This window comes from Zunongwangia profunda SM-A87 (assembly GCF_000023465.1).
In the GTDB taxonomy this organism is placed as follows: domain Bacteria; phylum Bacteroidota; class Bacteroidia; order Flavobacteriales; family Flavobacteriaceae; genus Zunongwangia; species Zunongwangia profunda.
Window position 1 is genome coordinate 5,113,483 of the sequence record NC_014041.1, and the last position, 14,705, is coordinate 5,128,187.

Consider the following 14,705-nt stretch of genomic DNA (forward strand, 5'->3'; position numbering starts at 1 on the left):
TTTTTTTATTCGTTGATACTAAACCAGGTTTCGTAAGTATGGTAATCTTCTTCAAAAGCATTTAATTTTTCCAGTGCCTCCTGATTCCACATATATTCTGAATTGTATCTTGGTCTTGCTCTATAAGCAGGATTCCCGTTATTAGCTTCAAACAAAGGATCTGGCAGCGTAAACCCCTGATAAACGGCTTCGCTTTCATCTTCTACACCTAAATCGTAGTGATATCTTCTCATATCAGACCAGGTTTCGAAGAACCCCCATCCCCAGGTCGCGATATATTTTTGAAGCATAATTTTTGAAAGTGTTAATCCAGCAGAGGTTTCGGGAAAAACAACATCACTACTTTCCATTAATGCTCTTCTTTGATCGTAAATTTCCTGGTCTGGCGAGTAGGGTCTGGCAAAATCTAAATGTGCATTTACGCCCTCTTTATAGGCTTCTAATGCTATTGCCATATCGCCAGCCAGGTAAGCTGCTTCAGATTTTATAAATTGTAATTGAGAAAAGGTCATTAGTGGAAATTGGGCATCATTATTAAAGAAATAAATTTGCGGTGAAGGATTACTGCCTCTATAGCCTACTTCATTCCAAAAGTTTTTAGGTACCATAGCAGCTTCAGCAGTTGTCCATTCGTTAATACCAACCTCTGGTGAAATTCCACGATATAATCCATCGGGCGAGGTAGCTAGCATTGATGTAATTCTGGGATCATTTAAATATTGTTCTTCCGCAGTAAAGACCGGATCCTGTCCTAATAAGTCGGGATCCTGAAATGCAGGATTGCTCCCGTTAAGTAATCCTAAAATAAATTTTGTTTGCCTGTAATAACCAATATTACCTCTTAGCGGCCCAAAGAAATTCGTGTTCGCGCTAACGGTTCCCTGGAATCTGATTAAAGCATTATCCTGATTACCCACAAGTGCCTGATCTACATACTCAATAACCTGCTGAGGATCATAACTGCTTTTATTGGTTAATCGATGCGCATTGATCGCTAAAAGTCCATAGGCCAGTTTTTTCCATCTTTCTTTATCTCCCTGATAAATTAAATCTGCTTCTGTTAATCCAGAATCTTCCGGACTTAAACCATCTGTTCTATCCAAACTTTCTATGCCTAGTAAAAGTAATCGCTGAATTTCTTCGTAGGCTACAGATTGCTCATCATAATCAAAAGTTCTTCTATCTGGATCGAATGCCTGAGTAACAATTACAGGACCGTGATAATCTGTAAGCATTTGCCAGCCAAAAGCTCTTAAGATATATCCTACTCCTACAAATCCATATTTCTCATTAAGTTCTCCACTTCTAATCATGTCTGAAAGGTTGTACCCCATACTCCAGTATACGGCTCTCCACAGTTGTGCATAAGAATCTGATAACGGATTAGAATGTAAGTTTAACGAATATGCATTCCCAGAGGTATACGCCCAGTTTTGGGTGTAAAAGCCTGTAAATCTTCCATCCCATTGTATAGCTACTGCAAGCTCTGATTCTATTTGAGGAAGAAAAAGTTCTGGTTGTAAAAGCGCATCTGGACCATTGGGATTGGTGTTTACATCCAGATAATCCTCGCAACTAATGCTGCATGTACCCATTAATAAAAGTAATGCTATATATATTCTATTTTTCATCTTTTTTTATTTTAAAATCCTGCTCTTATACCAATATTGTAACCTCTTGGTAAAGGAAAGTTACCATAATCAAGACCTACACCTCCAGCTCCTCCAACTGCAGCAGAGTTTCCGTTTCCTACCGGATCCAAACCAGAATAATTAGTTACCAAGAATAAATCTGTACCGGTTAAGAACACACTTGCATTTTTAAGAACATTGGTTTTTTTCAACAATTTGGAAGGGAAATTATAGGAGAAAGTGACATCCCGTAACCTCATCCAATTGATATCTTTTTCTATAAAACTTTGATAAGGATAAATTGCAGACCAATAGCTGGAATTTCTGGAAAGGTCTATTGGTATATTATTTTGAGTAGGGTTTGAAGTATTTTCGAGTCCGTCCTTTAAAACGCCGTCTACAATTCTTGGTGTTTCTCTATTCAATGTTCTTTTACTTAATCCTCTTGTGGTTAAATAATATTCCGTTGCATTGTATACGTCTCCGCCAACTCGAAAATCCAATAAGAAATCTAATGCAAATTGCTTGTATCTAAACGTATTAGAAAGGCCTATTCTAAAATCCGGATTGCGATCTCCTACGACTACCCATTCTTCAGTATTTAAAATTGGTAATCCTGAAGATGGGTTTACCAAAACTTCACCCGCTTCATTTCTTTGATAATCATATCCTGTGAAGGTAGTTAAAGGTCCGCCTACCCTGGATCCAACCCTAACATTTCCATAAAGCCAGGTATCTGAATTATAAAATTCTTCTACATCTGCCGGAAGACTTACTAACTCACTCCAGTTTTTGGTAAAGTTTGCCCTTATATCCCAGGAAAAATCTTTATTAAGAACAGGTGTTCCGTTTAATTGAAGTTCTATACCTTCATTTTTTATCTCTCCTGCATTAAAGGTCATTAACACAAAACCGGTAGCATAACTCAATCTCAGATTTTGTACAATCTGGTCTTCAGACTTCTTATTGAAATACGTTGCATCTAGACTTAATCTATTATTAAAAAATTTAAGTTCGGTTCCGAATTCATAAGATGTGGTCATCTCTGGCATTAAATTTAAACTTGGGCCGGTAAACCCGTATTTAAAACCTCCACCGGTTGTTTGTGCCGGTTCGTAATAAGGTCTTATACTATATGGACGCGCATCTTTACCTACCTGAGCGATAGATCCTCTTAACTTCCCATAGGTTAAAACATCGCTGTCTTTAAACATCCCTAATTCTGAGAAAATGAAACTTAAACCTGCAGATGGATAGAAGAAAGAGTTATTTTGTACGGGCAATGTAGAACTCCAGTCATTTCTTCCGGTTAATGTTAAAAATAGCAGGTCGTTATAGCCAATATTCAAGCTACCAAAAGCGCCTACTAATCTTCTTTCGGTTAAATTATTAAATGCTCTATGGGTTTCGAGATCTGTATTGTTGATAGACCAAAGATCTGGCGCCTGAAAATCCTGGCCACTGGCCGCAGCACTAAAAGTATTATAATCGTATACCGCACTTCCTAATTTAAAATCTATGCTTATATCTTTATCGAAAATTGTTTGAGTATGAAATTGTGCATAATATTGATACGTTAAATTTCTGGTCGTAATAAGTGCCTGATCAAACAAGCCACCATAATTTATCCCCGTATTTGATTCCGGATGTCTTACGATAGTATTTTTCTGGGTAAAATAATCCACTCCCACCTGTCCTACCATTCGAAGCCAATCTGTAGGTTCTGCTGTTACTCGAGTATTTAATTTATATCGATCTACTAAAGAATTAAATTGATTACTATTTACATTAAAAAAAGCATTTTCTACAGCATCTGCATATTCCGCATAATTACGACGATCACCTCCCTCTGTTAAATATACACTGGCATCATCTGTAGAAGGCCATAATAATAAATGTAACAAGGGCCCTCCACTACCTCTAAAAGCCTGTTCATTATCAGATCTTGTGTAATCAAAAGTTACATCTGCGGTTAGAAAATCTAAAAAGTTAGCTGTTACTGCTGAGGATAAATTTAGCTTGTCTAAACTTGTATTTGGTACAAAACCCTGAGCATTGGTATTTGAAGCAGAAACTCTATACTGTGTTTGTTCAGATCCTCCAGAAAGGGATATATTATGTTTTTGAGTGAAGGCATCCTGAAAAAAGTTCCCTATGTTATCGTAAAACCGGGTTCCCTCTGGATATTCAGCGCCAAAATAATATAAACTTTCATCAGCATCACTGGTAAACCCATTGGCTCCTCTACCATATTTTTGCTGAATTTCCGGATATTTAACGATTCGGTCTAATCTAAAACTATTACTATAATCTAGTTTACTAACCCCGGCTTTTCCTCTTTTTGTAGTGATCACAACAGCTCCAGAAGCAGCTTCTATTCCGTATAAAGCCGAAGCCTCAGGCCCTTTAAGGATAGTAATATTCTCAATATCCTCAGGATTAATATCTGCTCCCCTGTTGGTAAAATCGACCCCGCGATTGTTCAAAGCAGTTCCGCTATTTAATGACGAAGCAAATACGCCTGTAGAGGTTGTAGCGTTACTAATTGGTAAACCATCTACCACAAATAAGGGTTGGTTACTGCCGCTTAATGAGCTTATCCCCCTTATAACCATAGATGTTGAAGCTCCCGGTAGCCCTGAAGTTGAATTAATTTCTACCCCGGGAACCCTACCTGCCAGTGCATTAATAAAATTCTCTCGTTGTGTTTGCGCAACTGTTTCACCTTTAACTTCGGTTACTGCATAACCCAGTGCTTTTTTCTCCTGTTTGATTCCAAGGGCAGTTACGACCACCTCATCCAAACTTTCCCTGTCTACAGCCATCGTGACAAGAAATTCCCTTTTATCCCCAACTCTAAGTTCTTGTTTTTTAAAACCGACTGAAGAAAATACCAATACAACATCACTATCTGGAATAAATAGCGTAAAGTTTCCATCAAAATCGGTTACAGCACCCAAAGACGAATCTTTTACACGTACCGTAACCCCTGGAAGCGGAATTTTATCCTCATCCATTACTTTTCCTGATATTCCAATCTCTTGAGCCCAACCGGTAGCTGAAATCAGCAAAAGCATAAAGAAGAATGGTCTACATAGTTGTTCTTTCATAAAATTAAGTTAATAATTGGTTATCTAACAAACTTATCGTTTAAATATCTTAAATGCAATATTTAATTGCAATAAATTCAACAATTTAAAAGATTAAACCTGTAGTTTATCTATAATTGCGACTTTTTATTGCAAAATGATTGTGTTTCACATCAATAAGATCAGAAATAAATAAAAGTTTTTAACGTAATTTTTCAATATATCCTTAAGTTCGAAATTCATGATGATCCTAAATATGTTTATAAAAAAGGATGATGTTATTAGATGATTATTTCTCTATTTTAATAGCGAAGCATCTAAATTTAGGATACAAATTATCATTTCCGAAGATTTTGTCATTTCGAGCGCAATGAAATGAAGTCGAGAAATCTCAATCAACAATTTAAGTTAGAAAGTTTAAAAGTTGTTGTACGGTGAAAAGTCATTCCGAATTCAGCATTCAAAATTCAAAATTTTAATCCTGATTCCAGATTCTCACTAAAAAAAGATTTCTCCATTTCGCTTCGCTTCAGTCGAAATGACAACCTTTAGAATGCAATGTTTAAGGTTTAAGGTTTAAGGTTGAAAAGTTGACCTTGCCTGAATAAGGTTGCCTTTTTTCAAGTTAATAATTTATTTTAAATACTGGTCTTTGTTCAGTAGCTAAGCGCTGAACAAAGTTTAAAAATTCTTGTGGTTTCCTATTTTTCAGTGAACCATGTGGCCGCTCAAAATTATATAAATAAATGGCCTCTTCTACCAACTTTTGAGCTTGTTTAAGTGATATATTCATATTTTCGAAATTGATATACTCATTCTTAAGTATCCCATTTATAGACTCTGCATGGGCATTCTCCCAGGCTTTCCCTCCCATGCTAGGGGTGGTTGAATAGTGCTTATGGAGTTGTTCCATTTTGTCTGAACCATACTGGCTGCCCCTGTCTGAATGAAAAATAAGTTTTTTGCGTTCTTGATTGTCTAGACCTGCTACAGCCATCTTAAAGGCTGGAACAACGGTGTCCTCTGTGGTCATGTTGGCCGATAAGCTCCATCCTGTAATCATTCGGCTATAAACATCTAGCACCAGGGTAAGATAGTAATGGCATCCTATATAAACCGATATATAAGTTATGTCACTCACCAAGAGCCTGTTTTCTTTCTTTATTGTAGTGCCACTTATCAGGTTTGGATACCACCGCTTACCTGCATAGGTCGTACGGTGATGGCTTTTTATACGTGCTACCCTAAATCCATTGGCGAGAAGGATTGCTTCAAACCTATCCCTGCCTATCCTCTCGGGCTTGATCTGATCATAAAGCTTGCGACACCCCATATTCCTATGTTTCTTACGGATTTCTTGAGCAGATGCAATTACTTCCTGAGCAATCCCTGACAAGTGAGCCTGTTGTTTAACCCGCTTATAGTGAGCCTGCTTGGTTATCCCTAGCATGTTATATAATGCTGTCATGGAACCATTAAAACTTGACTTGTTCATTCGGAAATATTCTAGGACAGCCGTTTGTTCTTTTTTTCGATATCCTCCCCAGAACGTTCCGAAGCAAATTCAACGACCTTCTCCAGGTAATCAATTCGCATCTGTTTCTGACCAAGGGCTTGCTCAAGTTTCTTGATCTGATCTTGCAGTTCTTTGTTCTTTTTGCTCATACTTTTTTGTTCCACTATAACCCTGGTTTCGCTGCGGTAAAGATCGGAATATTTTCTGAGCCATTTGTAAACGGCGGTACGACTCACTCCGTACACATTGGTGACATCCAAAACTCGGAGGTCACCAATGTTCGATTTTTTTCACTAAATCAAGTTTTAGCTCAACACTAAAAACCCGGCGTTGTTTACCTTTTTCCATTGTTTAAAAGTTTAAGAAAAAGGGCAACTTATTTCAGTCTTAGTCAAGTTTTATCCTGCGTCTTGTAGATTCTAGATTCTAACAGCCAAGAGGTCTATATTTAGAAAGTTTACTGTTTACAGTATAGCGCAATCAGATTTCAGAAGTCAATTCAAAATTCAGCATTCAAAATTCAAAATTTTTGTCTTGGTTCCTGATTCTCAACTCTTGCTTCTTTCGGTCTATTTTCTCTATTCTAATAGCGGAGCATCTAAATTTAGGATACAAATTATCAATTACTCAGATTTTGTCATTTCGAGCGCAATGAAATGAAGTCGAGAAATCTCAATCAACAATTTAAGTTAGAAAGTTCAAAAGTTGTTGTACGGTGAAAAGTCATTCCAAATTTAACATTTAACATTCAAAATTTTAATCTTGTTTCCTGATTCCTGATTCTCTTGTCTATTTTCCAGATTCTAGATTCTCACTAAAAAAAGATTTCTCCATTTCGCTATGCTTCAGTCGAAATGACAACCTTTGGAATTCAATGTTCAAGGTTCAAAAGTTGTTGTATCGAGAAGTCTGTTTTCAATATATAGTTTACATTGTACAGCCATTCATAATTCGACATTCAAAATTCAACATTTTCCTCCGGCTTTGAAGTAGTGTCTGCTTTGGAGGTTTATAACTTTTTAGGAGTGGTTTTGAAATTTATAGCAGTTGCAGAGTTTCTAGCAAAAAACTATAAACACGGAATAAAATTCTATAAAGCAGGGTCATTTACTCATTAAATACTGAAGCAAAAAATCAGTACTTAAATAATCTGATAAGTCTATTAAAACATAAAGCTTGCCCAAAATTAATTAATCCTGAGCAAGCTTTATCACAATCTAACCTGAAAAAATTATTCTTCTACATCCCACCAAACCGGTGTGGTTAACCTAACTGCGGGATTGTTATCTGGCATATTTTCGTAATTTCTGTCTTCTTCATTATATTCATACATCATCGCTTGCAACCAGTCGTCTTCGTTTGGAAATAGACTAATGTTTACGTTATCCGGACGCTCCAAGCCAGGATAAATATCAGCACTATAATCCACTCTTCTAAAATCTACCCAGGTTTCTGGATTGAGCATATTGGCAATATATTTCTGAACAAAAATCTGGGAAAGATCAAAGTTAGCCTGGCCTATTTCAGTATCAATTTTAGTCATATAGGTTGTAATCTCTTCAGAAGAAACATTTAGTTTTTGAAGGTCTGCTTCTACACCGGTTTTATAAGCAGCATAGGCCCCAGCAATATCACCATTTCTAAATCTCGCTTCAGCTTCAATAAATTTCACTTCAGAATACGTCATCATATAAGTTGGTGAATCTGGCGAAGTATAAAATCCTCCATTCCCTAACGAATAATCGTCGGCAAGCTCAGCATCTACACCTGCACCGGTCTTCACTCCCTGATAGCCTCCGTTTACCGCCTCAGGAACAATGATAGACAGTCTTGGATCTTCAAATTCTTCCTCGATAGTTAATGGATCTTTAAGCAAGTTCACAAAAAACTCTGAGAAATAATCGAATCGTGTAGAACCATATCCATTCACGCTAAAAGGCTGATTATCATTCACGGCGGTTCCACCACCATAAGATATTAAAGCATTGTCCTGATTAGAGGCCAAACCATTTTGAGTTGCTTGGATTACAGCCTGGGGATCGTAGGCAAATTCACCGGACGACTTTTTGGTAAGATGGTTTAAATACCGTGCTTTTATAGAATAAGCAAAACGTTTCCATTGCGCAAGATCTCCATTGTAAAGAATATCACCCTCTGCAGCTTGCAGGGAAATTTCGCTGTCCATATCGAGTTCGGCAATTGCTTCATCCAATAGTGTAAAAATTAATTGATATACTTCTTGTTGTGATACAAATTCGGGTTCCAGCTCTATCGTTCTTTCGGGATTATAACTATCATCTGTAACTATAGAACCATATTGATCAGTAGCCATTCCAAAAAGATAAGCTCTTAGAATCTTTCCTACCGCCGTATAGTGAGGAGAATTATATTCTTCTCCCAGATAGATCAAATCTGCGGTATTAGGTAAAGCATAAACATACACGTTTTGCCATAAGAAATAACTTCCCGTGGTTAAAAACGTATTCCAGGATTCCGAATAATAGGCAGGCACATTTTGAGAACCATACTGTACCACACCCAGTACTTCTCTAGTCCCTCTGTACTGAGCGGTAGCTACCGTATTTTCTATAGCTCCCTCAATACGATATTGCGGCGCCAATCCAGTATTTGTTGGATTTGTTAGCGAATTATTTACGTCTAAATAGTCCTGGCAACTAAAAAATGTTGTGACAAAGCCTAAGAGGCAAAAATATTTATATCTCTTTTTCATGATTTTCTAAAATTTAAAGCGTATTCCTAAATCAAAACCTCTGGTATTTGGAGTTCCTAAATTATCAATCCCCACAGAGCCAGTACCCTGAACACCAGCACCAAAGGTATTTACCTCGGGATCTACACCACTATAATCTGTAATAGTAAAAAGGTTTCTTCCGGTAAGTGAAATTTGAGCGGAAGCAATATTGAGTTTTTCCAGAAAGTCTTTTGAAAAATTATAGGTTAAAGTTGCATATCTCAATCTTGTAAAAGAGGCATCTTCTATAAAATTTTCTGCGTCTTGAGAATAATACTGTTGATAATAGTCCATTTCAGTTACTTCCCTGGTGTTAGGGCTTCCATTTGCAGTTACACCTTCAACTAATCTAGTGCCGCCTGGATTTCTATTCAGTGTTTCATCTGCCAAGCCGTAAAATGCCAAAGCAGATTTAGTAGCATTATACGCTTCCTGCCCTTGTACTAAATCTAGTAAAAATGTGAAATCAAAGTTCTTGTAAGAAAGGGAATTGGTAATACCTAAAGTCCAATCTGGCAATCTGTTAACATCATCAAATATAACGGTTTCCAATTGAGGTAGGCCATTAGAACCAATTACAAGTTCTCCTGCATCAGTTCTTACCGCCCTGTAACCTCGCAATCCAAAAAGAGAACCACCAAGGATGGCAGCACCTGCTGCGCTATTCTGAAAAGTCCATGAATCAGAATTATATACCTCATCTAATTGCCCTGGAAGTCCTTTAACTTCATTTCTATTCACACCTAAGTTATAGGTCATATTCCACTGGAATTCATTTTGTCTCGGAAATATTTTTGCAGTTATTAAAGCTTCCAATCCTTTATTCACAATTTCTCCACCGTTAAGCGTTGCCAGGAATGTCCCGGAAGAAGGGGGAACCCTAATATCCTGCAATATTTGATCTGTAGATTGAGCGTAATACATTCCAAAATCTACAGCTAATCTATTCTGAAAAAAACGAGCGTCAAAACCTACTTCATAAGTATCTGTAAATTCTGGAACCAGTTCTGGATTTCCAACACCTAAACCACTAAAAGCATAGGCAGAGGTGGCCAAAGGATTAATATTTGTACTAACCAGTGTTTGTAATAAGCCTGGCGAAGGAGCATCTTTTCCGGCCTGAGCATAAGTAGCTCTTAATTTTAAATAAGAAAGACCATTATCTGAGGTTATATCATTACCGTTCTGTTCAAATATTTCAGTAATAATTGCAGAACCACCTATAGAAGGATAAAAGAAAGACCAATCCGACTGGGGTAAAGTGGAAGACCAATCATTTCTTCCGGTGACATTTAAAAAGAATGCATCTCGATATGACAATTTTAATTCCCCAAACACACCAATATTTCTTCTTCTTAAAATAACCTCGGTTACACTTTGATTTTCCTGTGCAACATTACTTATAGATGTAATCCCGGGAGCAAGAAATCCATTCCCATATGTATAAATGGAATGGTTTCGAACATCTTCCACTGTATTACCTACTAGAGCTTCTAACTCGAAATCTTCTGTTATCTCCTTTGTATAGCGTAGAATTAAATTAGAAGTAGTTCTCCTGAATTCTCTTTCAGACTGATTGATATAACCATCTGACCTATTTTCAATAAGAGATCCTTGCCCAATGACCATTTTATTAAATTCCCTGTAATAATCTGTACCTAGCTTATAGGATAGGTTGAAATCATTAAGAAAATCATAGCTCAAATTCAATATTCCTAATAAGCGATTTACTTTATTGTCGTTAGGACTATTTTCTAAACTCCAATAAGGATTATCAAATTGCTGATCACTATAAAAAGTAGATTGCGAACCATCTTCATTTAAGTAATCATTTATATCTACATTGACAGGATACGACAATAAACTATTAAAACTACTTCCTGAGACGCTTCCCTGCCGGGTACTGCCAATTTCAGTAACAATATAATTTGCCGAGGCGCCTATAGTTAAATTATCTGTAACATTAGAAGAAGTATTTATTTTAAATGAAGTTTTGTCATAACTGGTACTTTCAATAACCCCTTGCTGCGATAGATCTCCTATAGAAAGATACATTGTGCTATTCTTAGTACCTCCAGAGTAGCTAATATTGTGATCTTGAGTATATGCAGTTTTATAAAAATCCTTAATGTGGTCATAAACCTGTATTGCTGAAGATATTTGAGGTCCCCAGGTAAAGGGAGAGTCCGTATTATAATTAAATCCATCAGTACTTAAAATTTGCTGACCCTGCCCATATCTCTGTTGAACATCTGGTGTTCCTAAAATGTTATCTATGGAAAAAGTTCCTGAATAAGTAATACTACTAACGCCTGGTTTTCCGTTTTTCGTAGTAATCACCACGGCTCCATCAGCCGCCTGAATTCCATATAATGCCGCAGCCGCTGGTCCTTTAAGAACAGAAATACTTTCTATATCCTCGGGATTCAAATCGGCAGCCCGGTTAATACTTGCTACTGTAGTACTAGCACCAGTAGAGTTATCCATCGGGATACCATCTATTATAAAAAGCGGCTGATTATTACCAGTTATCGATGTTCCTCCTCTGATGAAAATACTGGCTGATGAACCTGGCGCCCCACCAGAATTGGTAATAGAAACTCCGGCTATTTTACCCTGCAAACCACTTACCACATTCTTCTGATTTCCTTCTTGTAGTTCTTCGGCTTTTATATCCTGAATGGCATATCCTAAGGATTTTTTGTTTCTCTCAATCCCAAAGGCAGTGACCACCACCTCGTTTAAACTCTCAGTATCAACTTCCATAGAAATATTCAAGGAAGTTCGATTTCCCACTGTTACTTCTTTGGTAGTAAAACCTATAGAGGAAAATACTATTACCACTCCATCAGTATCCGGTATAGATAAACTGAAGTTACCGTCAAAATCTGTAACTGTACCGATGTTCGAATTTTTTACCCGAACGTTCACTCCTGGAAGTGGAATTTGATCCTCATCCACAACCGTTCCTGAAATTTCTTTATCCTGTGCCCAAATTTGTATTGAAAACAATAAAAATAGGAACAAGACTGGTTTTTTGAATTGTCTTTTCATAGTAGTCCGTTAACAATTAGTTATGAAACAAACATATTATTAAAATTAAAAAAAAGCAATAAGAAACTGCATAAGTTCAATTTAAATGCAATTTATATGCTAATTAGATATAATTTATGCTATAAAAAATTGCAAAATATAAAATTTATATAATTTTACAGAAATTTAAATTTTTAACATTTTTTGTAGCTTAATAGGATTCTTAAACCAATACAAAAGACTTAATTAGTAATTTATAAATACATACCCCTAGATGAAAAAAAAAGAAAGACGCGAGATTATTCTTAACGAAGTTCATTTACATAATAGAGTATTGCTAAGTGATTTAACCAATATTCTTAATGTCTCTATGGATACTGTACGAAGGGATCTAATGGAATTAGATAAACACAAATTGCTCAAAAAGGTTCATGGCGGTGCAGTATCCAATGGTTTTAATATTCATTCTGATCAAAACCGGGAAATTTATGAATACGAAAACAAATCGATTATTGCCAAAAAAGGAATTTCGCTTTTAAATCATGGGGATGTTGTACTAATAACCGGCGGTTCTACCAATTTGGAATTGGCAAAATTGCTGCCACAAAAAATGAATCTTACATTCTTTACTCCCAGCCTTCCTATGGCAGTAGAATTACTTAATAATTCATCTATGCTAAGCGAAGTCCATTTAATCGGCGGTAAATTATCTAAAGGATCACAACTAGCTACCGGTGGAAATTCCATAAATACCTTAGCTGAAATTACTGCGGATATTTGCTTTTTAGGTACCGGTTATATGGATTTAGATAAAGGAATTACTGAAATTGACTGGGAAATTGCCCAGATGAAAAAAGCAATGGTCAATGCTTCCAGAAAAATCGTGTCGCTAAGTATTTCTAAGAAACTGGATACCATTAACCGGTATAAGATCTGTGATCTTACTCAGGTAGATACTCTGGTGACCGAGTTAGATCCTTCTGATAAAAGTCTTGAAAAATACCAAAAAGCAGGTTTAAAGCTACTTTAAACTAAATACCGTAATTTGATTTTATTTCAGTTCTTTTTGGTAATTCAGCAATACATTTCTTACACTACCGTGTTTCAGCAGTAAATCTTTTGCTTCGGTTTCCGGCACCTGGAGTTCATCCATAATCATTTGTGCACCGCGACCCACCAGTTTCTTGTTAGAAAGCTGCATGTCTACCATACGATTTCCCTTTACTCTGCCTAGTTTTATCATAGTACTGGTGGTAATCATATTTAAAACCATCTTTTGGGCGGTACCGGCTTTCATCCGGGTACTGCCGGTAACGAATTCAGGGCCGGTAACTACTTCGATAGGAAATTCTGAAGCCTCTCCCAAAGGGCTTCCACTACTACAGGCTACACATCCCGTGGAAATCCCACGTTTTCTGGCTTCTTTAATTCCTCCTATCACGTAAGGGGTTGTTCCAGAAGCAGCAATACCTACAAGCGTATCGTTTTCTGAAATTTGATATTTCTGAAGATCTTTCCAGGCCTGAGAAGTATCGTCTTCTGCATTTTCTACAGCATTTCTTAAAGCAGTGTCCCCACCTGCAATTAAGCCAATGACCATATCTGAAGTTACGCCAAAAGTCGGTGGACATTCTGAAGCATCTAATACCCCCAATCTCCCACTGGTGCCGGCACCAATATAAAATAACCGACCTCCTTTCTGCATGTTTTTAACAATGACATCTACCAGTTTTTCTATAGCCGGTAACTGGTTTTGTACATTTTTAGCAATTGTTTGATCTTCTTTGTTGATGTTTGCCAGCAATTGGGCTGTGCTCATCTTTTCAAGATCATTATATTTTGATTGCTTTTCGGTATCGGGTTGTTTACTCTCCATCACATCAAATTAACTCTCGCAAGTTCCGATTATTTTTCTACTGTTGAAAATACTCCTTTAATTTTTGTTGTATTCCATGGCACATCTGGGGTTTTATAAAAGTTAACACCCATATAAACCAGTCGTTTACCATGTATACCTAAACGTTTAACAAACTCCGTATAATCTTTCTTTTTAGGCGAAGACCATCCCACTTCTGCAACGGCAATACTTCGTGGCCAAAGACGATCGTCTGCGGTGGCATCGCTATGGACAAGCTCTGTCCAAAGGGCTCCCTCTACACCTATTGCTTTCTTATTTTCAGACACAAAATCGTATACGTTTTTTAAAGAAACTCCGTCTTTTTTACACCAGCTATACGTGTTTGGCTGATCGGGAATATTCCCGTGATCTAAATAGAAATTTTTACAAATCGATTCGATTATTCTGGTATCCACCACACTTTTGGTGGTTCCCGTCCAACGCTGACTAATAAACGAATCGTCTACCTTAGCCTGGGTAACTTCTTCCCAACCAATGGCTGTTTTACCGTTTTCACGTACTATTTTTTCAGCTTTTACTACAAATTCCTTATAGTGTTCATCTTCGATTTCATCTCCTCCAATATGAAGATAAGGCCCATCGGTAATTTTGGCAAGTTCGGCAATAACATCGTTTACAAAATCATAAACCACCGGCTTTTCCATACAAAACTTGCTCCACCCCACCTCGGTGCCATGAAAAGGCGCTGGTGGTGTCGCACGTATTGGATCCAGATTTTCGAAATTCTCGCAGCTTAATTCCGGATATCCCTGTAATGCGGCATAAG

General features: G+C 37.0%; 9 protein-coding genes. 1 reads left to right on the plus strand and 8 read right to left on the minus strand.

Annotation, left to right across the window (positions count from 1 at the left end):
* Positions 1–5: 5 nt before the first annotated feature.
* The 6 genes from ZPR_RS22310 to ZPR_RS22335 form a co-directional block, all read right to left on the minus strand.
* On the minus strand, positions 6–1,631 hold the full coding sequence (locus ZPR_RS22310; RefSeq protein WP_041579392.1) for a SusD/RagB family nutrient-binding outer membrane lipoprotein: 1,626 nt from the start codon (positions 1,629–1,631) through the stop codon (positions 6–8).
* An 11-nt stretch (positions 1,632–1,642) separates the two neighbouring features.
* The gene (locus tag ZPR_RS22315; protein ID WP_013074067.1) at positions 1,643–4,741 is read right to left on the minus strand and encodes a SusC/RagA family TonB-linked outer membrane protein; all 3,099 of its coding nucleotides are present in this window, start codon (positions 4,739–4,741) and stop codon (positions 1,643–1,645) included.
* 604 nt (positions 4,742–5,345) lie between these two features.
* Positions 5,346–6,215, minus strand: a complete 870-nt coding sequence (locus tag ZPR_RS22320) for an IS3 family transposase (protein ID WP_013073789.1) — start codon at positions 6,213–6,215, stop codon at positions 5,346–5,348.
* 11 nt (positions 6,216–6,226) lie between these two features.
* Positions 6,227–6,472 carry a transposase gene (locus ZPR_RS22325; RefSeq protein WP_148211781.1) on the minus strand — a complete coding sequence of 82 codons (246 nt, stop codon included), beginning with the start codon at positions 6,470–6,472 and terminating at the stop codon, positions 6,227–6,229.
* A gap of 995 nt (positions 6,473–7,467) precedes the next feature.
* Positions 7,468–8,967, minus strand: coding sequence for a SusD/RagB family nutrient-binding outer membrane lipoprotein (locus tag ZPR_RS22330; RefSeq protein WP_013074070.1), 1,500 nt, complete (start codon positions 8,965–8,967; stop codon positions 7,468–7,470).
* Between the two features lie 6 nt (positions 8,968–8,973).
* Positions 8,974–12,042: a SusC/RagA family TonB-linked outer membrane protein gene (locus ZPR_RS22335; RefSeq protein ID WP_013074071.1), complete on the minus strand. Its 3,069-nt coding sequence runs from the start codon at positions 12,040–12,042 to the stop codon at positions 8,974–8,976.
* A 253-nt stretch (positions 12,043–12,295) separates the two neighbouring features.
* Between ZPR_RS22335 and ZPR_RS22340 the strand changes: the two genes are divergently transcribed.
* Complete coding sequence (locus ZPR_RS22340) at positions 12,296–13,051, plus strand: DeoR/GlpR family DNA-binding transcription regulator (protein WP_013074072.1); 756 nt, start codon at positions 12,296–12,298, stop codon at positions 13,049–13,051.
* Between the two features lie 21 nt (positions 13,052–13,072).
* Here the strand turns inward: ZPR_RS22340 and murQ are convergent, their stop codons facing one another.
* The gene (gene murQ, locus ZPR_RS22345; protein WP_013074073.1) at positions 13,073–13,897 is read right to left on the minus strand and encodes an N-acetylmuramic acid 6-phosphate etherase; all 825 of its coding nucleotides are present in this window, start codon (positions 13,895–13,897) and stop codon (positions 13,073–13,075) included.
* Between the two features lie 29 nt (positions 13,898–13,926).
* A complete protein-coding gene (locus ZPR_RS23550) occupies positions 13,927–14,583 on the minus strand; it encodes a family 20 glycosylhydrolase (RefSeq protein ID WP_049771503.1) in 657 nt (218 codons plus the stop codon).
* Positions 14,584–14,705: the final 122 nt, after the last annotated feature.